At 64.0% G+C, this 20,177-nt stretch carries 23 protein-coding genes and 1 riboswitch; of the genes, 17 read left to right on the forward strand and 6 right to left on the reverse strand.

Translation table 11 applies throughout. The annotated features are described in order from the left end of the window. Positions 1-137 precede the first annotated feature (137 nt). From VE009_RS00880 to VE009_RS00890, 3 genes are all read left to right on the forward strand, one after another. Positions 138-608 (forward strand): DUF6376 family protein, encoded by a 471-nt coding sequence (locus tag VE009_RS00880; RefSeq protein ID WP_325005497.1) that lies wholly within the window; start codon positions 138-140, stop codon positions 606-608. Between the two features lie 151 nt (positions 609-759). After that, positions 760-1,956, forward strand: a complete 1,197-nt coding sequence (locus VE009_RS00885) for a PLP-dependent aminotransferase family protein (RefSeq protein WP_325005498.1) — start codon at positions 760-762, stop codon at positions 1,954-1,956. Between the two features lie 65 nt (positions 1,957-2,021). Beyond that, complete coding sequence (locus VE009_RS00890; RefSeq protein WP_325005499.1) at positions 2,022-2,489, forward strand: DUF2243 domain-containing protein; 468 nt, start codon at positions 2,022-2,024, stop codon at positions 2,487-2,489. A 28-nt stretch (positions 2,490-2,517) separates the two neighbouring features. On the opposite strand, the gene VE009_RS00895 is transcribed toward VE009_RS00890, so the two are convergent. Next, positions 2,518-3,066 (reverse strand): VUT family protein, encoded by a 549-nt coding sequence (locus VE009_RS00895; RefSeq protein ID WP_325005500.1) that lies wholly within the window; start codon positions 3,064-3,066, stop codon positions 2,518-2,520. Then, positions 3,063-3,563, reverse strand: a complete 501-nt coding sequence (gene queF, locus VE009_RS00900) for a preQ(1) synthase (protein WP_325005501.1) — start codon at positions 3,561-3,563, stop codon at positions 3,063-3,065. The genes VE009_RS00895 and queF overlap by 4 nt, the downstream gene beginning before the upstream one ends. Positions 3,564-3,688: 125 nt before the next feature. Further along, positions 3,689-3,727, reverse strand: a riboswitch (PreQ1 riboswitch). A 235-nt stretch (positions 3,728-3,962) separates the two neighbouring features. On the opposite strand from queF, the gene VE009_RS00905 reads away from it, so the two are divergent. From VE009_RS00905 to VE009_RS00915, 3 genes are read left to right on the forward strand one after another with little or no spacing between them, the layout of a single operon-like run. Further along, entirely contained in the window at positions 3,963-4,418 is a 456-nt protein-coding gene (locus VE009_RS00905) for a MarR family transcriptional regulator (RefSeq protein ID WP_325005502.1), read from the forward strand. After that, on the forward strand, positions 4,411-5,637 hold the full coding sequence (locus VE009_RS00910; protein ID WP_325005503.1) for an MFS transporter: 1,227 nt from the start codon (positions 4,411-4,413) through the stop codon (positions 5,635-5,637). Before VE009_RS00905 ends, VE009_RS00910 begins: the two co-directional genes overlap by 8 nt. A gap of 38 nt (positions 5,638-5,675) precedes the next feature. Then, the gene (locus tag VE009_RS00915) at positions 5,676-6,497 is read left to right on the forward strand and encodes a pirin family protein (RefSeq protein ID WP_325005547.1); all 822 of its coding nucleotides are present in this window, start codon (positions 5,676-5,678) and stop codon (positions 6,495-6,497) included. Positions 6,498-6,555: 58 nt separating this feature from the next. On the opposite strand, the gene VE009_RS00920 is transcribed toward VE009_RS00915, so the two are convergent. Next, positions 6,556-7,221, reverse strand: a complete 666-nt coding sequence (locus VE009_RS00920; RefSeq protein WP_325005504.1) for an NAD(P)H-dependent oxidoreductase — start codon at positions 7,219-7,221, stop codon at positions 6,556-6,558. Between the two features lie 231 nt (positions 7,222-7,452). On the opposite strand from VE009_RS00920, the gene VE009_RS00925 reads away from it, so the two are divergent. After that, positions 7,453-8,784 carry an MATE family efflux transporter gene (locus tag VE009_RS00925; RefSeq protein WP_325005505.1) on the forward strand — a complete coding sequence of 444 codons (1,332 nt, stop codon included), beginning with the start codon at positions 7,453-7,455 and terminating at the stop codon, positions 8,782-8,784. Positions 8,785-9,101: 317 nt separating this feature from the next. Here VE009_RS00925 and VE009_RS00930 read toward each other — a convergent pair whose 3' ends face one another. Beyond that, positions 9,102-10,160, reverse strand: a complete 1,059-nt coding sequence (locus tag VE009_RS00930) for a phosphotransferase (protein WP_325005506.1) — start codon at positions 10,158-10,160, stop codon at positions 9,102-9,104. A gap of 144 nt (positions 10,161-10,304) precedes the next feature. On the opposite strand from VE009_RS00930, the gene VE009_RS00935 reads away from it, so the two are divergent. The 5 genes from VE009_RS00935 (at position 10,305) to VE009_RS00955 (ending at position 14,038) form a co-directional block, all read left to right on the forward strand. Further along, positions 10,305-11,285, forward strand: a complete 981-nt coding sequence (locus tag VE009_RS00935) for a YafY family protein (RefSeq protein WP_325005507.1) — start codon at positions 10,305-10,307, stop codon at positions 11,283-11,285. Positions 11,286-11,344: 59 nt separating this feature from the next. Beyond that, positions 11,345-11,752, forward strand: a complete 408-nt coding sequence (locus VE009_RS00940) for a VOC family protein (protein ID WP_325005508.1) — start codon at positions 11,345-11,347, stop codon at positions 11,750-11,752. Continuing rightward, a complete protein-coding gene (locus VE009_RS00945) occupies positions 11,749-12,264 on the forward strand; it encodes a DinB family protein (RefSeq protein ID WP_325005509.1) in 516 nt (171 codons plus the stop codon). Before VE009_RS00940 ends, VE009_RS00945 begins: the two co-directional genes overlap by 4 nt. 7 nt (positions 12,265-12,271) lie before the next feature. Next, on the forward strand, positions 12,272-12,610 hold the full coding sequence (gene csaA / locus VE009_RS00950) for a chaperone CsaA (RefSeq protein WP_325005510.1): 339 nt from the start codon (positions 12,272-12,274) through the stop codon (positions 12,608-12,610). A 138-nt stretch (positions 12,611-12,748) separates the two neighbouring features. Continuing rightward, positions 12,749-14,038 (forward strand): HAMP domain-containing sensor histidine kinase, encoded by a 1,290-nt coding sequence (locus VE009_RS00955; RefSeq protein WP_325005511.1) that lies wholly within the window; start codon positions 12,749-12,751, stop codon positions 14,036-14,038. 3 nt (positions 14,039-14,041) lie between these two features. On the opposite strand, the gene VE009_RS00960 is transcribed toward VE009_RS00955, so the two are convergent. Next, on the reverse strand, positions 14,042-14,308 hold the full coding sequence (locus tag VE009_RS00960; protein WP_325005512.1) for a YkgJ family cysteine cluster protein: 267 nt from the start codon (positions 14,306-14,308) through the stop codon (positions 14,042-14,044). A gap of 133 nt (positions 14,309-14,441) precedes the next feature. Here VE009_RS00960 and hisJ point away from each other — a divergent pair, with 133 nt between their 5' ends. The 4 genes from hisJ to VE009_RS00980 all read left to right on the forward strand — a co-directional run bounded on the left by hisJ (position 14,442) and on the right by VE009_RS00980 (position 18,658). Further along, the gene (gene hisJ, locus VE009_RS00965; RefSeq protein WP_325005548.1) at positions 14,442-15,266 is read left to right on the forward strand and encodes a histidinol-phosphatase HisJ; all 825 of its coding nucleotides are present in this window, start codon (positions 14,442-14,444) and stop codon (positions 15,264-15,266) included. A gap of 128 nt (positions 15,267-15,394) precedes the next feature. Then, a complete protein-coding gene (locus tag VE009_RS00970; RefSeq protein WP_325005513.1) occupies positions 15,395-17,377 on the forward strand; it encodes a PKD domain-containing protein in 1,983 nt (660 codons plus the stop codon). Positions 17,378-17,398: 21 nt separating this feature from the next. Continuing rightward, complete coding sequence (locus VE009_RS00975; protein ID WP_325005514.1) at positions 17,399-17,914, forward strand: hypothetical protein; 516 nt, start codon at positions 17,399-17,401, stop codon at positions 17,912-17,914. 129 nt (positions 17,915-18,043) lie between these two features. Continuing rightward, the gene (locus tag VE009_RS00980; RefSeq protein ID WP_325005515.1) at positions 18,044-18,658 is read left to right on the forward strand and encodes a hypothetical protein; all 615 of its coding nucleotides are present in this window, start codon (positions 18,044-18,046) and stop codon (positions 18,656-18,658) included. A gap of 122 nt (positions 18,659-18,780) precedes the next feature. On the opposite strand, the gene VE009_RS00985 is transcribed toward VE009_RS00980, so the two are convergent. Beyond that, entirely contained in the window at positions 18,781-19,194 is a 414-nt protein-coding gene (locus VE009_RS00985) for a hypothetical protein (RefSeq protein ID WP_325005516.1), read from the reverse strand. Between the two features lie 83 nt (positions 19,195-19,277). On the opposite strand from VE009_RS00985, the gene VE009_RS00990 reads away from it, so the two are divergent. Further along, a complete protein-coding gene (locus tag VE009_RS00990) occupies positions 19,278-19,985 on the forward strand; it encodes a hypothetical protein (protein WP_325005517.1) in 708 nt (235 codons plus the stop codon). Positions 19,986-20,177: the final 192 nt, after the last annotated feature.

The raw sequence follows: 20,177 nt of genomic DNA on the forward strand, positions 1-20,177 counted from the left end.
TCGCCCGAACGCAAAGCGAACGAAACGAAAGCCCTAGCTTCCATCGGAAGCCAGGGCTTTCTGTATTCAGGATGAAACGCCGCCGCCTCTGCAGCGGTATTAAGTATAAACAAACTTTATCGGAGGGAATTCAAGAGATGAAGAAACGATCGATTCTCGGAGCGATGTTGCTGGCGTTCGCGCTGCTTACGGGATGCTCCGTGCTGGAGGGCGCGAATACGGCGTTGGAACAGGCGAATACGACGCTGTCGTACGCGGCCGAGGCGGGAGCGTTCATCAACGACGCCAACCGGTTCGCGGAGCAGGTGCCGCAGCTCGCCGAGCAGGCGCTGGCAAACCCGGAGACGCTCGAGCAACTGCGCGGCGAAATGCAGTCGATGCAAGAACGCATCGCCGCGTTCGCCTCGCTGCAGGCGCCCGAGTTCGCCGCAGACATCCACCGGCAGCTGACCGAGACGAACGAGATCGTACGCGCGCAGCTCGAGCAGTACGTGCAGCAGATCGACGCACAGACGATCGATCTCGCGGCGCTGGCGAACGCGCCGGTGCTGGAGACGATCCGGGGCATGACGGATCTGCTTAACGCGCTGGAGCAGCTGGGGCAATGACGGGCCGGGTCAGGCGACGGGGCTCCGGCGTACGGAACGAAGCGGCTTCGGTCCTCCGAAACCGACTGGTTATAAAAACGTTTGCTGTTCCGGCGGAGATTCGGTAAATTAAATAAATACACTTATAACAGTCGTCGGAGGAACGTTGAAGATGGAACGAACATTTGCCAAAACGATTTCGCGGGCGAAGTCGTCCGCCGTGCGGGAGATTTTGAAATTAACGCAAAATTCGAAGGTGCTCTCTTTCGCAGGCGGCTTGCCGGCGGAAGACTCGTTCCCGGCGGAGGCGATTCGCGAAGCGTACGAGCGCGTATTCGCTCGGGGAGCGGGCGCGCTGCAGTACGGGTTGACCGAAGGGGTGCTCGCGCTGCGGGAGTGGCTGACCGAGTTTCTTCGCGCGAAAGGGGTCGAGACGTCCCCGGACAAGCTGCTGGTGACGACCGGCTCGCAGCAGGCGATCGACCTCGCGTTCCGCGTCATGATCGATCCGGGCGATTATGTGCTCGTCGAGCGCCCGACGTACCTCGCCGCGCTGCAGGCGCTGTCGCTCGCGGACGGCCGGGTGGCGGAGGTCGATTCCGACGCCGAGGGGATGTTGCCGGACGATCTCGAAGCGAAGCTTCGGGAGTTTCGCCCGAAAATCGTATACGTGACGCCGACGTTCTCCAACCCGGGCGGCAAGCTCTGGTCGGACGAACGCCGCCGCGCGCTCGCGGAGCTCGCTCGCCGCTACGGGGCGCTCGTCATCGAGGACGATCCGTACGGCGACATCCGGTTCGATCCGAATCTCCGCGTGACGACGCTCTACGAAACGGACGCCGCGCTCGGAGGCGAAGGCAACGCGCTGTATCTCGGCTCGTTCTCCAAGACGGTGGCGCCCGCGCTGCGCACCGGCTTCGCCGCAGGCCCCGAGGACGTTATTAGAATGATGGAGAAGGCGAAGCAGGCGTCCGACCTGCATTCGAGCGGCGTCGACCAGCTGGCGCTGTACGAGCTCGTCACCCAATGGGATCTCGCAGGGCATATTCGTTCGATCTCGGCGATGTACCGAGAGCGGATGGAAAGGCTGACTGCGCACATGACGGGCGCTCCGTGGGAGCTGCTTCGCTGGAACCGGCCGCAGGGCGGCATGTTCCTGTGGGCGACGCTGCCCGAGTCGTGGGTCGCCGTCGATCTGTTGAAGCTCGCGGTCGAGGAAGGCGCCGCCTTCGTGCCCGGCGAACCGTTCTACGCCGGCGAGCCGGCGCGCAACACGCTGCGCATCAATTTCACACATACGCCGCCCGCGCTCGTGCCCGAAGGTCTCGAACGGCTGGCGCGCGCCATCCAGCGGTACGCCCAAGGCTAAAGGCCTAGTATAGGGTGCCGTCCCTCCGTCAACACTGGGTAAAAAAAGACGGAGGCGACGGCATTTTGTCTATCGATGAAAAGAAAAAGCTATTGAATTACGGCAGTCTGCTGCTCGGCATCGGGCTCGCGGGCGCGTTCGACGGCGTCGTGTTCCACCAGCTGCTGCAGTGGCACAGCGTGTATATGCACACGCACCGGCACGGACAAATCGTCAGCGATGGTTTGTTCCACGGCATTACGACCGTTGCGCTCGCGATCGGGGCCATCCTGCTGTGGCGCGCCGGCGCGCCGGGCGGCGTGAGACGAGGCAAGCGGCTGCTGCTCGGCGGGGCGTTGCTCGGCGCCGGCGGCTTCAACGTGATCGAGGGCCTCATCAACCATCATCTGCTGCAAATTCATCACGTGAAGCCCGGCGATCCGAACGAGCTGCTGTACGATCTCGCGTTCCTCGCATCCGGCGCGCTGCTCGCCGCGATCGGGGAGGCGCTGAGACGCAGCGCGAACGAAGAACGGCGCGCCGCCCAGGCGTAAGCCGGGCGACGCGCCGTATCCAGCGCAGTTATGATTGTGCTTCCCGCGTTTCGCGGGCGATCGGGGACAAGCCGACGGCCGCGGCGCCGAGCGTCTGCAGGGCGGTTTTGACGACGACCTGGCCGGCGATCGCGTAGCCGACCGCTTCCCACGGCAGGAAGCCGGCGCCGATCGGCGACAGGCCGACGACGACGAACAAGGCGCTGTCGATGATGCCGCCGACGAGGCCGCTGTAGAACACGCGCCAGCCGAGCGGGAGCCGGAGGCGGGTGTAAATTTCCGTGTCGGCCGTCTCCGACACGAGGAACGTGAGCGCGGAGGCGAACACGATCCACAGCGTGTCGCCGAGCGCCGCCGACGTGGCCGCGGACAGCGCCAGCGCGGTCAGGATGGCCGCGTACGTGCGGCCGCGGCCGATGGCGCGCTGCACGAAATCGCGCAGCACGAACGCGGCGCCGATGAGCAGCGAGCCGGCCGGCACGAGCAGCGGTCCGAGCGCGAGCGGAGCGAACGAGGCGGTGACGACGTTGGCGACGACGATGGACGATAGGTAGAGCAATATCACGACCGCTTTCATCGGTTATCCACCTTCTCCGGGTACATATCGTGGTTCATCAGCCGATGCTCGGCCATCGCCTCGTATTTCGTGCCCGGCTTTCCCCAATTGCAGTACGGATCGATCGATATGCCGCCGCGCGGCGTAAATTTGCCCCACACCTCGATATAGCGCGGCTGCATCGCATCGATCAAGTCGTTCATAATGATGTTGACGCAATCCTCATGAAAATCCCCATGGTTGCGGAAGCTGAACAAATACAGCTTCAGCGACTTGCTCTCCACCATTTTCACGTCCGGAATGTAGCTGATATAAATCGTAGCGAAGTCCGGCTGCCCGGTCACGGGGCACAGGCTCGTGAATTCGGGGCAGTTGAATTTAACGAAATAATCCCGGTACGGATGTTTATTGTCGAACGTTTCGAGCAGCTTCGGGTCGTACGAGAAGCTGTACGTCGTTCCTTGATTGCCTAGGAGCGTAACATCTTTCATTTCTTCTTGCTGTCTTCCGGCATGCATAAAAAAATCTCCTCCCTTTTCTCCGGCACGCGCCGATACGGAAAAGAAGACGAGATTTCGAGAACATTCCTTCTAGTTCGTGCAAAACGAAGCGAGCGCAGAACAGTAGAGCGTTCTGCACCAATCTTAGTTTTTTATAGAGGGAGTTCGCGAACCTCTCCCGACGCCGCGGCGCCGGATTTCTTCTTTGGATTGTCAGTGATGACTATAACAGGTCGGCGGACGGTTTTCAATCGGTTTTTCGCTGGGGCGGGCCGCTCGCGGGCGCGATTTTTGATGGTAACGGAGGAAACGGCTGCCGAAGCCGCTGGTTCGGCGAACTTTTTTGCATTGACTTTATGAAAATGTCGTACATATAATTGCTACAGCAATTAAAATATTCCGAGGGGAAGATTCGCTTTGTTGGACGATTCGATCGGCTTTCTGTTAAGCCGCACGACGCGCAAGCTGACCCAGCGCCTCAACGCTCGATTCGAGCCGTACGGCGTAACGACCGAGCAGTTCGCGGTGCTGCAGCGCCTCGCCGAGCGGGACGGCGTCAGCCAGAAGGAGCTCGCCGCAAGGGTCGAGAAGGACCAGACGAACGTGACGCGGATTTTGGACCAATTGGAGCGGAAACGTCTGGTCGTTCGCGAACGCAGCGAGGAGGATCGCCGCTCGTTCGTCCTCCGGATCACCGACCAAGGGCGGACGCTTAGCGAGGCGCTCGCCCCCGTGGAGCGGGAGACGATTCGCGAAGCGCTGGGCGGCCTGTCGGACGAACGGATCGCCGCGCTTCGGGACGCGTTGAATCAGATTTGGAGCAACGCGTGCCGCCGCCGGAACGCTGCAGGGGAGGAGTGCCGCGATGCTTGAGGATCGAACGCCGCTGTGGACGCGCAGCTTTCTTGCGGTCTGTCTCAGCAGCTTTTTTGTTTTCTTAACGTTCTATATTTTGGCGGTGACGCTGCCGCTGTTCGTCACGGGCGAGCTCGGGGCGCCGGAGGAGCGCATCGGGCTCGTCATGACCGCGTTCATCGTTTCCACCGTTTGCGTTCGGCCGCTGGCGGGGCGATGGATGGACCAATACGACCGGAAAAAAATATTCGCGGGCTCGCTGCTGCTGTTCTTCGTCTGCACGGCGGCGTACCACGCGATTCATTCGTTCTGGCCGCTGATCGCGCTCCGGTTCGTGCACGGGATCGGCTTCGGTCTCGCGGCGACCGCCGGCGGAGCGGCGGCCGCCGATCTCGTGCCGGAGCGGCGCAAGGGCGAAGGCATCGGCTATTACAGCTTGTTCATGAGCCTTGCCATGGTCGTCGGCCCGTTCATCGGCCTCACCGTCGCGAACCGATATTCGCCGACGTCGCTGTTCGCGCTGTGCGGCGTCTTCTCCGCGCTGGCGCTGCTCTGCGGCCTCGCGCTGCGGCTGCCGGAGCGGCGCAAGCCGGCTCCGGGAGACGCCCCGGCGTCGGGCCTTCGCCGGTACTTCGAGCCGGCCGCGCTGCCGGTGTCCGGCACGGCCGCGCTGCTCGCGTTCGCGTACGGGGCTATCACGACGTTCCTGTCGGTGTACGCGGTCGATTTGGGCTACGCTTCGTACGCGAGTTACTTCTTCGCCGTGTTCGCCGCGGCGATCGTCTTCTCCCGCCCGGCGACCGGGCGGTGGTTCGACCGCTTCGGCGCGAACGCGCTCGTGTACCCGGGCGTCGCGCTGTTCGCCGGCGGTATGATTTGGCTCAGCGCGGTGCAGTCGCCGGCGGCGTTCCTGCTCTCCGGCGCGGTCGTCGGCCTCGGCTTCGGCGCGCTGCTGCCGAGCCTGCAGACGCTGGCCGTGCAGTCCGCGCCGAGACATCGGGCCGGCATCGCGACCGGCACGTTCTTCGTCCTGTTCGACTCCGGCTACGGGATCGGTTCGTATGTGCTGGGCGTCGCCGCCGCTCACGCCGGCTACCGCGGCATGTATTTGATCGGCGGGCTCGTCGTCGCGTGCATGGCGGGCGTATACTATGTGTGGGTGCATCGTCGATCGCAGCGCGGAAGCCGCTTATCGGCGGCGCCCGCGAAGCCGAATAACACGCAGGAGGGATTTTGATGGAGCAGCGGAACATCGCGCGGCGGGGCATCGCCGCCATGTGGAAGGCGGAGGCCGAGCCGCGGGGCGGCTCGCATCTGAAAGCCGCGCCCGTGCTGCCGCCGGGCAGATGGCAGGAATTCGATCCGTTCCTCCTCATGATGGAGGATTGGTTTCAGGCGGGGACGTTCGACTTCCACCCGCATCGCGGCTTCGAGACGGTCACGTACGTCATCGAAGGGCGGCTGAAGCATGAGGACAGCTTCGGCGGCTACGGCATTCTCGAGCCCGGCGACGTCCAATGGATGACCGCGGGCAGCGGCATCATTCATTCCGAGGACCCGCTGCCGGGAGAGACGGTCCACAGCCTGCAGCTGTGGCTGAACTTGCCGAAGGCGGAGAAAATGACGCCGCCGCGATATCAAGACCTGAAGGCGTCCGCCATGCCGGTACGGCGGGAAGCCGGCGCGGTCGTGCGCGTCTTCTCGGGCTCGTCCGGCGGCGTCGCGGCGGAGACGAAGAACGTCGTGCCGGTCACGTTCGTCGACATCTCGCTCGAAGCCGGCGCGTCCGTCTCGCAAGATTTGCCGGGCGATTACAACGGCTTTATCTACGTGCTCGAGGGCCGCGGGCGGTTCGGCGCCGAGGAGACGCCCGCTGAAGCGGGGCATGTGCTCCGGCTCGGCGGGGCGGGAGGCGCCGCCGAGAGCGAAGCGACGCTGCGCGCGGACGAGCCGCTGCGGGCGGTGCTGTTCGCCGGGCGGCCGATCGGCGAGCCGGTCGTGCAGCACGGCCCGTTCGTCATGACGACGGCCGGCGACATCAAGCTCGCGATCGAAGATTATCACGCGGGCAAATTCGGCCGCCCGAAGCGCCGATAACCGCATGACAAAGCCAGCCGCCGGGAATCGGCGGCTGGCTTCGTTATGGCGCGGCGATTTATTCGATCCACTGCACGACTTCGTCCATCGCGCGCCTCGTTTTGGCGCGCTGGGGGTCGCGGGCGCGGTAGCCGAAGGCAACCATGCACGAGAGGCCGAAGTCTTCCCCTTCGAGGATGCCCGCCTCGCGAAGAATGCCCTCGACGGCGTCTTTGTCGAACCCTTCGATCGGGCACGAGTCGATGCCGATCATCGCCGCCGACGTCATCATGTTGCCGAGGGCGATATACGTTTGGCGGCTGGCCCATTCGAACACGGCTCGCTCGTTGTCGATCAGCTTGAAATCCGAGGCAAGGAACGTCTCAAGACGTTTCTGGAAGCCGCCGAACGCGTCGTCGGGCATCTTTTGCACGTCTTTTTTCAAATACGCGACATACTCGGCATCCGGCAGGAAGTTCCGCTTCGTCCGCGAAAACAAGAGCACGAGGTGACTCGCCGTCGGAATGCTTTTCTGCCCTCCCCACGTTACCGGCAGCAGACGGTTCCGAATGTCGGCGTTTTGCAGCACGACGAAGCGCCACGGCTCGAAGCCGAAGGAGCTGGGGGACAACCGGCCCGTTTCGAGAATGAAGCGAAAATCGTCTTCCGCGATCGTGCGGTTCGGGTCGAATTCTTTGCAGGCATGACGAAAATGGTAAGCGTCCAGTATTCGCTGTTGATCCACGTTTCTCTCTTCCTCCGTCCGCGTTATGGGTGTTCCATTGTATTATACCGCTGCGACGTCTTTGTCCCAAGCGGGAGGGAGGTTGTTTCCTAATGAAAAACGGCCCGAAATGTGCTACCATACGATGAAAAATCTAAAAGAGAGATACGGGTAGGAGACGAAACGGAGATGAAGGGGAAAGGCGCATCGGAAACCCGGCCGCTTGGGGCTGCGGGTTCTATGAGTTTGTTTATGTTAACGTGGCCCATTTTCCTGGAGATGACGCTGTTCACGCTCATGGGCAGCGCGGACACGTTCATGCTGAGCGGCGTGTCGGATTCAGCGGTGTCCGGCGTCGGCGCGGCGAATCAATTTATTTTCGTCACCATTTTGCTGATGGAGGTCGTGGCGCACGGAGCGGCGATCGTCGTGTCGCAGTACCTCGGCTCGCGCAAACCGGCGGAGGCGTCGCGCATCGCGGGGATCGCGATTTCGCTCAACGTAGGCGCGGGTCTCGCGATCAGCGCCGGGTACTTGCTGTTCGGGGACGCGCTGCTGCGCTCCATGAATTTGCGGGGCGACGTGCTGGCCCATGCGCAGACGTATCTCGCCATCGTCGGCGGGACGCTGGTGCTGCAGGCGGCCATTAATACGATGGCCAGCCTTATCCGCGTCCACGGTTATACGCGGGAGTCGATGTTCGTGTCGCTCGGCATGAACGTGCTGAACGTGATCGGTAACTATGCGCTCATCTTCGGCCATTTCGGCGCCCCCGAGCTCGGCGTGGCGGGCGCGGCCGCGTCGACCGTATTGAGCCGGGCCGTCGCGGCGGCGGTGTTCTTGTGGATGCTGTACCGCATCATGGAGGTGCGCATCCGGCCGCGGGACTACGTCTCTTTCTCGAAGGACTATATCGGCAAAATCGCGCGCGTCGGCGTTCCGTCGGCGGTCGAGCAAGTGACGTACCACGTTTGCCAGACGGTGTTCTTGTATTATGTGACGTATCTCGGAGCGATGGAGCTGGCCGCGCGGCAGTATGCGATCAACATCACGCAGTTTATTTACTTGTTCGCGGCCGCCATCGCGATGGGGACGGCGATCCTCGTCGGACGGTTGATCGGCGCGGGGCGCGCCGACGAGGCGTACAGCCGGGTGCTGCGAAGCTTGAAGTGGGGGCTCGGATTTACGGCGGCGGTCTGCTGCCTCGCGGTGGCGCTGCGGACGCCGATCGTCGAGCTGTTCACGGACGACCGGGGCATCGTCGCAATCGCGTCCCAAGTCATCCTGTGCAGCTTGTTGATCGAGCCGGGGCGCGTGTTCAATTTGGTGCTGATCAACGGCCTGCGCGCCGCGGGGGACGCCCAAATTTCCGTTTACATGGGCTTCGTGTCCATGGTCGGGGTAAGTTTGCCGCTCGGGTACGTGCTGACGTTCGAAGCGGGGCTCGGCCTCGTCGGCGTGTTCCTGGCGATCGCCGCGGACGAGTGGCTGCGCGGCATCGTCATGCTGTATCGCTGGCGCAGCCGGGCGTGGCAGGGGAAGGCGCTCGTTGCGCAGCCGGCGACGGACGCCGCCGCGACGTAGCGCGGTACGGCCGCTTGCCGCGGTTCCGGCGCTGTGTCGCGGCTCGTGCGCGGAGATGTGTAGCCCCTACCCTTGTTATGGGAAGGGGCTACGCATATTAAGGGCATGGAGTATTCATCATGCCCCGGGTACCGCCGCCGCAGCGCGACTTGGGCGCGGAGATGTGTAGCCCCTACCCTTGTTATGGGAAGGGGCTACACATAATAAGGGCATGAAGTACTCATCATGCCCGGGGCTTGCCGCCGCAGCGCGAGACGGGAAGCAGGGACGAAAGCGCCGGACGGCTCTCGCGAGGAGCCGTTCCGGCGCTTTGTTCGTTATTCGCCGATCATCGGACGAATCGCCCGCGCGAGCGGCTCCCGCAAGCCGTCGAAGCGGTCGAGCGCGGCGGCGCCGCCGTCGATGAAGCCTCGCAGCTTGTCGGCGTCGTCGACGCCGTCCCGATATCGGCCGAGGAAATGAAGGAACACGTCGAGCCGGCGCAGCCGGAGGAGCAGCGGGATCGCCTCCGCCTCGCTCGCCGACAGGCGAGACGCGGCGCCGTAGCCGGCGGCGAATTCGGCGGCGAGCTCGGCCGTCTCCGCCGCGCCGCGATCCCCGTTCAGCAGGTCGGACAGGCAGACGGCCGCTTCCATGACGCGCAGGTCGCGCGTGACGAATTCGAAGTCGAGCACGGCGGCGGCTTCGCCGTCCGGCCGAACGAGCATGTTCGACGCGTTCAAATCGCCGTGCACGAGCTGGTGCGGCAAGCTTCGCAGCGCGGGGAGCGAGCGGCGGATGCGCTCGAGCTCCTGCCCGAGGCGCGCGAGCGGAGCAGCGCAGCCTTGGAACGTCGCCGGCGGCGCCGCGCAAAACCGCTCCACCGCTTCGGTCGGGCAGAGCGGGTGCGCCGCGTCGAGCTCATAGTACGGCGGGTACGCCGGGCGCAGGCCGACGCGAACGCCGCGCAGCGCCTCGCTCAAGGCGCCCGCGGCGCGTCCGAGCCCGCGCGCGGCGCCCGGGCGCGTCGGATCGGGGCGCGCGCCGTCGATATGCCGGAACAGCGCGGCGAGCCGGCCGTCTTCGAGCCGGACGCAGACGCCCTCCGGCGCGGGCACCGGCTCCGGCACGCGGAACGGGAGCGGCCGGCGGGCGAGCGCCGTCAGCACCGCCAGCTCGAAGCCGACTTTCTCCTCGTCTCGGTGCGTCTCGTACACGCGCAGCACGTACAGCGCCCCCTGCCTCTCCACGTACCGCGTCGTATTGTTCATTCCGCTCGGGCCCCCGCGCGCGGTCAGGCGCTCGCCGGGGAAAAAACGCGCCAGCGCCTCCCGCGCGGCGGCATCGGCGTCCGTCACGGCGGAAGCGCCCCAAGCCTCTTGCCATTCGTCGTTCATAAAATTATCGAGCCCTCCGGTGCAAAGCATGATGCTACGATCATACCACGTCCGCCTCGGGGCCGGAACCCGGCAAGCGGCGAACGGTCTTTCGTTTCGCGGGAAAGCGTACTACAATGGGGAAAGATGGAAGGGGGCGCCGGAATGCCCAAAGCCGATAACATGCTTTCGATTCTATGGCTGCTGAAAACCCGCCGGCGCGTCACGGCGAAGCAGCTCGCGGAAGCGCTCGAAATTCACGTTCGCTCCGTCTATCGGTACATCGACGCGCTGTGCGCGAGCGGGGTGCCGATCGTTGCGGAATCGGGGCCGAACGGAGGCTACACGCTGCTGCCGTCGTTCCGGGAATCGCCGCTCTTCTTCGATCTCGAAGAGCAGAAGGCGCTGGTGCAGGCGGCCGTCTTCGCGAAGCAGGCGGGCTACCCGCACGAAGCGGCGCTGGAGCGAGCCGTCGGCAAGCTGAAGAGGTATGCGACCGCGGAGCAGCGGGATACGCTAGACCGGCACGCCGCCGACATCGACGTCATCAGCGCATCCGCCGATGATACCGTTCGCGAGACGCTTCGCGTCGTCGAGGAGGCGATACAACGGTCCGAATCCGTGGACATCGAGTACGAGAAAGGATACGGCGGGCCGACGTCCGCCCGCCGCATCGACCCGTACGGCCTCGTCGTATGGCGGAGCCGATGGTACGTTGTCGCGCATTGCCGTCTGCGCGATGAAGTCCGAAGCTTCCGGGCGGATCGGATCCGGTCGTGCGTGCCGTCGGCGGCGACGTTCGCCCGGCCCGAGGGGTTTTCGGCGCGGCGGTATTTCATGCAGTTTCTGCTGCCGAAGCAGGGCGATGACGAGGCGGAGGAGCTCGTCGAATTCAAGCTGCGCGGCGATCGCCGCGCGATCGACGATCTTTGCCTGCATTGGTTGTTCGCCCCGGCGCTCGTCGAGCGGACGGCGGAGGAAGCGACGTTCCGGATGGATCGGCAATGGGTGCGACACTACGTCCCGTACACGCTGATCGCTTTCGGGACGTCGATCGCGGCGGCGGAGCCGCCGGCGCTCGTCGACGCGATGCTGGAGGTGCTGGAGCGGCTGCGGCCCCATTACGAAGCGATGAGAAAACGCTGACCGTATTTGTCAGTGTTCCTCCTGTACGATGTTGCTATCACGAATGGGAGGCAAGCTGCATGCAACTGAGGCAATTTCGATTGATCGCGGAGCGTTTTTCGGTCAGCGCGGCATTTTACAAGGAGATCATGGGGTTTCCGGCGCTTTGGCTGGTGGAGGAGGAGCAGTACGCGCTGTTCGACACTGGGGACGTCAAGCTGGAAGTCGTAGGACGCGGCGCCATGGCGGAGGCGCTCGGCGCGGGGGCGGACGCGTTCGCGTCGGGCCGTTTCGGGTCCGCGCTGCTCAACATCGAAACGGAGGACGTGGACGCGGCGTACGTGCGGCTGCTGCGCAGAGGAGCCGAGCCGGCGAAGGAGCCGGCGGACAGACGCGCGTGGGGCGTGCGCGTCGCTTACATTCGCGATCCGGACGGCCATTTGATCGAGCTGTACCGGAAGCTGCCGAAAGAGGAGGCTGCGGAATGACGAATCGTGTGCTGAAGCATTTCGAATATCACGTTTGGGCGAACGAGCAACTGTTCCGCGGGTTGGAATCGCTGCCCGATGCGGTGTGGACGAGCCCCGTCGAAGGCTCGTTCCCGACGGTGCAGGCGACGCTCGCGCATATGTACGCGATGGAGCGCACGTGGCGGTACGTGCTGTCGAGGGACCGGACGTTCGAGCAGATCGCCGCTTCGGTTCCGGAGTGGCTGGCGCAAGCGGCTAACGCGAGAGCGGCCGAAGTCGAGCGGCTGTTCCGAGAGTCGGCGGATGACTACCGAAGCCTGCTGGGCGAATTGCCCGATCCGGACGCCTCCGCGGAGTACGAGCACCCGCGTCTCGGCATTCTGCGCGCGTCGCCGGCCGAGCTCGTCGCGCATGTCGTCAACCACGGCACGCATCACCGCGGGGGCGTCGCGCAGGCGCTGCGGCAGCTCGGGCACGCCGCTCCGCCTCTCGATTACGTGTATTATTTATACTGGCTGCAAAAAGGATGAATGACGCATGAAGGAACAAGCGACGATCGACGATTTCCTGCGGCTCGATATTCGGATCGGCACGGTGCTGTCCGCGGAGCCGTTCCCGGAGGCGCGGAAGCCGGCGATCAAATTGGAAATCGATTTCGGACCGCTCGGCGTGAAACGCTCTTCGGCGCAAATCACGAAGCGGTACGATCCGGAAGCGCTCGTCGGCAGGCAGGTGGCGGCCATCGTCAACTTCCCGCCGCGCCGCATCGCCGGCTTCGTGTCGGAGGTGCTCGTGCTCGGCGGCGTGCCGGAGGAAGGGGACGTCGCGCTGCTGCGTCCCGACGAGCCGGTGCCGAACGGCACGCCGATCGCGTGAGGCAAGGCCGCCGGGGGCGAACAAGCCCCCGGTTTTTTTGTTGAAGTTAATTATTATAAAACTAAGGAACCTATGAAAAAGGGGAGGATTATGCTATAATTTTTAGCAGCTTGTGGCAAATCAAATAGGGGGCTTCCTATGCCAACACCGATGCAGAATGCATTATTGGATGTCCTGTTCCTGATTGCTCCGGTGCTTTTCCTTCAATTAATCGATGACCGTCCCTTTTTTTATAGATTTAAACGCGCCATCTCCTTTGCGGCCGCCGCCGCGATCGCTGCGGCATGCATATTGTTCCCGATTCGCATCTCCCCTGCGTATTCGCTCGATTTTTCTTGGATCCCTCTCCTGCTGACCCATCTGTACATGGGATACGCCCTCAGCGTGCCGCTGTGCGCCGCCGCGGCAATATTTCGTTACGCGTTGGACGGGCATGTTCTCGCGGCCCTTGCCGTCTGCGCCGTGCTGCTCGTGCCCCCTCGCTGGTTCGAGCGCATGCCGTGGGCCGTTCGCTCGAAGGCCGTCGTCGCCGCAGCGTTGACGCTGCTGCATTCGTCGGCGCTTGCGGCCGCTTCGGGCTATGGGGACGAGCTACCGGCGCTGCTCTCCGTCATCGCGATCCAAGCGGCCGCCGCGGCGGGCATGACGGCGATCATCGAGCTGTGGACGATCAACGACCGTTCTCGGAAGAGCGGATTTTGGCAGCTTTCTGAACGATTGGAAAAATATAATTTGGTGAGCCAGCTCGCGGCTAGCGTATCCCATGAGGTGCGCAACCCGCTGACGGTGACCAAAGGGGTGCTGCAGTTGATGAAATCGGGAGGAATCGGGGAGAAGGATCGGGAGAAATTTTACGACCTGGCGTTGGAAGAGCTGGAGCGTGCGCAAACGATGATCACCGAGTACTTGACGTTCGCCAAGCACGAGCCGTCCGCCTCGCTCGATCAGCGGTTCGATCCGGCCGATGACTTGCGCCATATCGTAAACGTTATCACTCCGTACGCCCTTATTCACTCGGTCCAGCTGGAGACGTCGTTCGAACAGAAGCTGTGGACGTACGGCAACGTCGGCAAATACCGGCAGTGCATTATTAACCTGTGCAAAAACGCGATCGAAGCGATGCCTCAGGGCGGCCTGCTCCGCGTCGAGCTGAAGCGCTCGCCGGGCAAAGCGGAGTCGCTGCTCGTCATCCAAGACGAAGGCGTCGGCATGAACGAAGCCCAGCTCGACCGCATCGGCATGCCTTACGAAACGACGAAGCAGGACGGCACGGGGTTGGGGCTGGCCGTCGTGTTCCGCACCGTCGCGGATATGGGCGGACGTATTCGTTTCGCGAGCTCCCCAGGGCAAGGGACGACGGTCACCGTCCATTTGCCGCTCTGCGAAGCCGAATCGAAGGACGACGGCCGCGAGATGGCCTGCGTTTGACGTTCAGCCGTCCCGATCCGGCCGCGTGGCGCGCTCCAGTTCCGCGAGAAGGGCGAACGCTTCTTCGTTGTTCGCGCCGCACATCTCCTCCGAGGCGTGCAGCTCGCGGCACACCTTCGGGCGCTCGGGCTTGCCGAACAGCTTGCACCGGCGCTGATCGTCCAGCTGCACGCAAGGCACGCCCGCGGGCTTCCCGTCCGGCATGCCCGGTATGGGCGAGGAGATCGAAACGACGATGCAGCAGGCGGCGCATCCGATACGGCATTCCATGGCGCGGCCTCCTTCCGTACGTGTGTTGTGCACCTATCTTATCATATGGATTGCGTCTTGTATCCCGGGGATCGTTGGACTATGCTGAACGTAGAGCATGGATATTTTCGGGAAGGTTGGGACGACGTTGTTCATGAAATGGGACGGGCATACGCATACGCAATTTTGCAAGCACGGGAGCGACCGGCCGCTGCGGGAATACGCGGCGCGGGCGGCGGCGCTCGGATTCGAGCGGTACTCGGTCACCGAGCATCCGCCGCTGCCGGACGGGTGGATTGACGACCCCGTCCTGACGCCGGAGCTCGCGATGGACCGCTCGGAGCTTCCGGCCTACCTCGCCGAGGCGAAGGCCGTGAAGCGGGAATTCGAAGGAACGCTCGACATCGCGGTCGGTCTCGAAATGGATTATTTGTACGGCAAGGAATCGTTCACGGAGGACGTGCTCGCCGAGGCGGCTTCGGATCTCGAGGACGTCATCGTGTCCGTGCATTATTTGCCGGGCCGCGGCGGGATGCGCTGCGTCGATTACAAGCCGGAGGATTTCCAAGACAATCTGCTCTCGTACTACGGCTCGATGGAGAAGGTGACCGACGTGTATTACGATCACGTGGAGCTGGCGGTGCGCAGCGCGGCCGGCTGGCGGTGGCGGAAGCGGCTCGGTCACGTGAATCTGATCGAGAAATTCCGCACGGCGCTGCCTCCGATCGACGAGGCGCACATCCGCGAGCGGCTGGAACGGCTGCTGCCGCTCCTCGTCGAGTGCGGCGTGGGCCTCGACGTGAACGCCGCCGGCCTGCGGAAGCCGACGTGCGGCAAGGCGTACGTGCCGGAATGGTATATGGCCGCCTGTGCGGCGCAGGGCGTCGAGCTGGTGTTCGGTTCGGACGCGCATCGGCCGGACGAGGCCGGAAGCGGCTGGGAATGGTACGAGCAAGCGATGAAGAAGGTTCGGGCGTAATGTCCGGGCCTTCTTTTTTTTATGCGCGGAAAAGCATCGAGCCCGTAGGGGACAGTCCATGCTGCCTGGACGGCTGTCACATACACATATAGAGAGTGGAGGGATTTTTTCTGGAAGGGGGAAGCGCGATGCTCACGGTTGGACCGATTAGCGCGGCCAACGGGTATCCGGTCTGGTACAAAGACGAGAACGGGCTGCGTCTTCAGCTGAATACGGATCCGAACGATCCGTACAGCGGCATTACGCCGGCCGATTTGCCGAACCCGTCGGCGCCGGTGTCGTTTCCGGACAACTTCCCGTCGGAGTCGTTTTATTTTTCGGCCGAGGCCGAAATGGAGACAGGGACCGGCGGTCGGGCGCGGCTCGTGCTGGCGCTCGAAGCGGCGTTCGTGAACGAGGTGCCGACGCCGGGGGAACAAATCGTGTTCGGACGGGTGCGCGTACGCGCGAGAGAGCTGATTCCGGGAGCGGTGTATACGGTGTATCATCCGTACGGGGTCGAGACGTTCGAGGCGGATGACGAGGGCGAGATCAATTTCACCGAGGATATCGGGGATATGGACGGAGGCGGCTTCGAGCAGGCCGGCAACAGCCGGATACACCCGTTCCTTCGGTGGGATCCCGCGGTCGCCCCGGCGCCGCCGCCCGGGTATATCGGCGATCCGAACGTGCTTCATCGCATCGTAGGCAGCCCTGTGGGCCGGAACTATTTCCGCATCGAAGGTCCCGACATCGGCGTCGGTTCGCCGGACCGCGTGTCGGACGACGCGATCGAGACGCGGCTGTTCGCCGTGCTCGGCACAATTTCGACGATCGCCGGCGTCGATATCGTTCGCGCGTCGTATACGCGGACCGAAGCGTCCGGAGGGCTGCTCGACGTGTTCGCGTCGACCGACACGACGCCGCAGCAGCTCGTCGTGAGCGGTCCCGGTTTCGATCCGACGGTGATGCAGGGAGGTCAGGGGGAATATTTGGCGCATATCGCCTTCGATGGCGGCGTGCCGAACGAAATTACGGTGACGAACGTCGGCGACCAGCCTCCAAGTGTGAAAACGGCCGAGCCGGCCGATTTGCTGACGGGTACCGCCGTGTACGATTTGGATACGTCGGAGCTGACGGTGACGGGCTCGTCCAGCGATACGTTCGGCGCCCCGACGCTGACGGCGGTCGGCTTCGCCAGCTTCCCGTCGGGCGGAACGCTCGTGCGGACGCTGCCGGACGGGGTGCCGGCGAGCGTCGAAATCACGTCCGAAGCGGGGGGAAGCATCGAAATCCCGGTGTATGTGGAAGGCAACCCGTTCGAGCCGATCGGAGTGTCGGCGGACGCGGGGCCGGACCAGACGGTGCTGATCAACAGGACGGTAACGCTCGACGGCACGGGGTCGACCGGTCCGATCGCGTCCTACGCATGGACGCAGGTCGCCGGCCCGGCGGTCACGCTGTCGGACGCGGACGAAGCGATCGCCTCGTTCGCGGCGCCGGGGACCGCGGCTTCGCTCGAGTTCGCTTTGACCGTTACCGGTCCCGGCGGACCGTCCGTCGATACGACGGCCGTTCAAGTCGTGACGTCCGCGCCGGCGCCGATCGCGAACGCAGGTCCGGACCAGACAGTGCGGCAAGGAACCGTCGTCACCCTGCAGGGCAGCTCGAACGTGTCCCCGGTTAGCTTCGAATGGGAGCAGATCGCCGGTCCGGCCGTGACGCTGAATGGCGCGGATACGCCGAACCCGACGTTCACGTTTCCGAAGCAGCCGCTGCCGCTCCGGTTCCGTCTGACGGTCACGGGCCCCGGCGGCTCCTCGTCGGATACGGTGCAAATTTCGGCGCTGCCCGACGCATTGACGGTAACGAGGGCCGAGTACCGGATCGGCGACGCGGAGTGGCGCGTCGAAGGGACCACCGACGTACCCGGACCGGGCGTTTCGATTACGATTCATATCGGTTCCTCGACGGCGGGACCTGTGCTGGCCGTCGCGGAGGCGGACCCGCTTGGCGAGTGGGGCTACCGGGATGAAGGGGCCGCGCCGCAGCCGGACGACGCGAGAACGGTCACCCTGCGCTCCAGTTCGGGCGGACGGCTGACGGCGGTGCCGCTCACGGTTCGACAATAACGAGGAGAGGTGGTGGGTGCGATGACATGGAATGACTGCTGCTGCTGTTGCTGCTGCTGTTGCGGAGAAGGCGGCCGCGGTCCGCGGGGGCCGAAAGGCGATCCGGGACCGCCCGGCCCTCCCGGCCCTCCCGGCCCTCCCGGCCCCCCGGGGCCGGGAGGCGACCAAGCGTACGGGTCGGCCTTCTCGAGCTTCGCGGAGGCGGAGGCGGGAGCGCTGCCGCTGACGATCGCCGGACCGCTTCATGAGACGATCGACTTGTCGGGGCAGGGGCTCAAAGCGAATCGGGCCGGCATTTACTCGATCTCGTATCAGGTCGTCCTGGGGCAGTCCGTCCCCGGAGGGGTCGAGCTCGAGGCGCGCGTCAACGGCTCGATTGCCGTGCCTTCATCGATGTCGACGACCGGGACGGGGCTGACCGCCGGCGGGACGGCGCTGTTCTCGCTGCTTCCGGGGGACGTCGTCCGGCTGTACGCCGATCTGGAGGGAAGCGCGGCGTTCCGGATGATTCACCTGCAGCTTGTTCAGGTTGGTTAACGCGGCGGTCGTCCGTCTTCCGCGCATGACGGCGGACGACCATTTTGCCGCATCCCGGTGACTGTACCCTTCAAGGAAGATATAAACGGCATATGCTGGAAGAAATGACGGGAGAAAGGAGGGGGAGGAATGGGCGAAAAACATTCGCAGACCCGGGAGCGCCGGCTGTCCAAAAAGCTGCAGAAGCTGGCGGAACGGTACGACCGGTTGAAGAGGAACATGAAGCAGTTGAGAGGGGACGTAGTCAAGGCGATTCGGGACGACGCCGCGGACGGCGTTCTTCCGCCGGCGGAGCGGATTCTGCGAGGCGGCGAGCGCTTCGCGCCGGAGGACGATTTTCGCGTCGATCCGCGCAGCTTTTCGGCTGATCGAATCGACGGAGAACTGCATGCGGGCGGCTGCTGCATTCCCTTTTCCTCGGAAAAGTGCCTGAATCCCTTCCATTTGCGCCTTGGCCAGTTGAACCAAAACTTGAATTTTCAATTGTTCGGGTTGAAAGGCTGCCGCGTCGAGGTCGAGTACGAATGCCGCGGCGGCAACGACGAAGTAAAGGGCGTCGTCTGCGACGTCGGAACCGATTTTATCAGCGTGCTGAAGGATAACGGCGTCGTCGCGACGATCTTGAAAGAGCGAATTTGCAAAATCGATTGGAAGGATTCCTGCTGCAATCCGTGCTCCTGCCGGTGCCACCATGGGCACGACGGCGGGCATGGCCGCTGCAAGGAGTGCGGCTGTTCGTCGTAAGTTCCGACGGAAGTCATGCGGGGCGGCCGTTTCGGCCGTCCCGCCTTCGTTACATAGGCGCGGGCCGCCGCCCCGGCGGGCTCACGGACGTTCGCCGGCGGGAATATACAAGTAGGAGCGAACTACGCGCGCACCGAATAACACAGCATGCCGAAGCTGCCGTACGTCAGCAGCGTGCAGAACGCGACGAGCAGCGCCGGGTCGTTCGCCATGACGCCGAGCATCGGACCCATCATCCCGCTCATGATGCCGCTCGTCACGCCGGTGAGCACCGTTTGGTAATCGATGAGCGCCCCGAAGGCGGCGCCGGCGAGCACGGCCAGTACCGTCGTGATGACGGACACTTCCGTGAAGGAGGCCGGGTACAACGAGCCGAGCACCGCGCCGATCGCAATGCCGAGAATGCCGCCGGACGTCATCGCCATATTCATGCCCAGATGATAGCCGATCAAAAGTCTGGATTTATGTAAAAACCAAAACGCGGCGGCCGCCGCGAGCGCGTAGCTGGACAGCAGCGCCCAAAATAAAGGGACCACGAAACCCCGCCCTTCGCCGAAGAGTTTACTCTAACGTATGAGCGGTGAGGCGGGCGTATGTGCGTCGGGAGGAGGAGCGGCAGATGGAAAAGGAATACACGCATCGGCTGAGAGAGGAAAAGGGGTTTACGTCCCCTGCCAGCGGGCTTCCGTCGTTCGAGCTGAAAATGCTGCAGCAGCATATTCACGGCACGAATTTGCAGCGCCTCGGCGAGCGGCTGCCCCACCGAAAGAAAGAACTGATGCTCGTGAAGTTTCTGAAGCATCGGCGCAATCAGCCGGTGGAACTGTTTTACCGCGCGGGCGGGCGGACGCAGGGCGTCATCGGCAAAGCGGCGGGCGTCGGCCGCGATTTCGCGATGCTGACGACGCTGTTCGAACGGCTGTGGATCCCGTACGCCGCCGTCGAGTCGGCGCAAACGCCGTTCGGCTTGCCGGAGGTATCGGGCTCGCATCATCATATCGCGATGGACGACAGGCTGCGAGGGCAGCTGCTGCAGCGATTCGGCGAAACGGTGGCGAATCAAGAAACGCTGCGCCGGCAGTTTTTCGAGGAGTCGCTATGGCGGCACCTGCAGCGTTGGCGCGGCGCCCGCGTTAAGGTGCTCACGGACGATGCGGCGATCATCGGCACGCTTGCGAACGTGACGGCCGGGGAGCTGGTCGTGCGCGTTCGCACGCGGCCGTTCCGCGCCGCCGCCGACGTCGCGGTCCCGCTGAAGGACGTGCGGTGCATCCGGACGGCGCGCGCGCTGGCGACGCTGCTGGCGGGGCTGAGGCGGGGGCGTTGATCGGCGGCGGGGGGCGTACGCTTCGCGCGGAATGTCCGCCTCCCGGGCAAGGGCTGTGTCGGCGCCATGATGGGTAGCGAGGCGGCAAAACATGGGCAGGGTGTTCCCAAAAGAAGGGAATGCCCTGCCCTTGTTGGTTGCTCGGAGTCGGCGGATTGGCGGTTGGTTGGGCGGCGGAAATGCGACGAACCC

Source organism: Paenibacillus sp., from assembly GCF_035645195.1.
Taxonomy (GTDB): domain Bacteria; phylum Bacillota; class Bacilli; order Paenibacillales; family YIM-B00363; genus Paenibacillus_AE.

Coding starts and splice junctions, on each gene's coding strand:
- VE009_RS00880 (WP_325005497.1), top strand. CDS start 138: ATGAAGAAACGATCGATTCTCGGAGCGATGTTGCTGGCGTTCGCGCTG.
- csaA (WP_325005510.1), top strand. CDS start 12,272: ATGAAGGAACAAGCGACGATCGACGATTTCCTGCGGCTCGATATTCGG.
- VE009_RS00940 (WP_325005508.1), top strand. CDS start 11,345: ATGCAACTGAGGCAATTTCGATTGATCGCGGAGCGTTTTTCGGTCAGC.
- VE009_RS00885 (WP_325005498.1), top strand. CDS start 760: ATGGAACGAACATTTGCCAAAACGATTTCGCGGGCGAAGTCGTCCGCC.
- VE009_RS00910 (WP_325005503.1), top strand. CDS start 4,411: ATGCTTGAGGATCGAACGCCGCTGTGGACGCGCAGCTTTCTTGCGGTC.
- VE009_RS00935 (WP_325005507.1), top strand. CDS start 10,305: ATGCCCAAAGCCGATAACATGCTTTCGATTCTATGGCTGCTGAAAACC.
- VE009_RS00980 (WP_325005515.1), top strand. CDS start 18,044: ATGGGCGAAAAACATTCGCAGACCCGGGAGCGCCGGCTGTCCAAAAAG.
- hisJ (WP_325005548.1), top strand. CDS start 14,442: ATGAAATGGGACGGGCATACGCATACGCAATTTTGCAAGCACGGGAGC.
- VE009_RS00945 (WP_325005509.1), top strand. CDS start 11,749: ATGACGAATCGTGTGCTGAAGCATTTCGAATATCACGTTTGGGCGAAC.
- queF (WP_325005501.1), bottom strand. CDS start 3,563: ATGCATGCCGGAAGACAGCAAGAAGAAATGAAAGATGTTACGCTCCTA.
- VE009_RS00895 (WP_325005500.1), bottom strand. CDS start 3,066: ATGAAAGCGGTCGTGATATTGCTCTACCTATCGTCCATCGTCGTCGCC.
- VE009_RS00975 (WP_325005514.1), top strand. CDS start 17,399: ATGACATGGAATGACTGCTGCTGCTGTTGCTGCTGCTGTTGCGGAGAA.
- VE009_RS00925 (WP_325005505.1), top strand. CDS start 7,453: ATGTTAACGTGGCCCATTTTCCTGGAGATGACGCTGTTCACGCTCATG.
- VE009_RS00960 (WP_325005512.1), bottom strand. CDS start 14,308: ATGGAATGCCGTATCGGATGCGCCGCCTGCTGCATCGTCGTTTCGATC.
- VE009_RS00915 (WP_325005547.1), top strand. CDS start 5,676: ATGTGGAAGGCGGAGGCCGAGCCGCGGGGCGGCTCGCATCTGAAAGCC.
- VE009_RS00970 (WP_325005513.1), top strand. CDS start 15,395: ATGCTCACGGTTGGACCGATTAGCGCGGCCAACGGGTATCCGGTCTGG.
- VE009_RS00955 (WP_325005511.1), top strand. CDS start 12,749: ATGCCAACACCGATGCAGAATGCATTATTGGATGTCCTGTTCCTGATT.
- VE009_RS00930 (WP_325005506.1), bottom strand. CDS start 10,160: ATGAACGACGAATGGCAAGAGGCTTGGGGCGCTTCCGCCGTGACGGAC.
- VE009_RS00990 (WP_325005517.1), top strand. CDS start 19,278: ATGGAAAAGGAATACACGCATCGGCTGAGAGAGGAAAAGGGGTTTACG.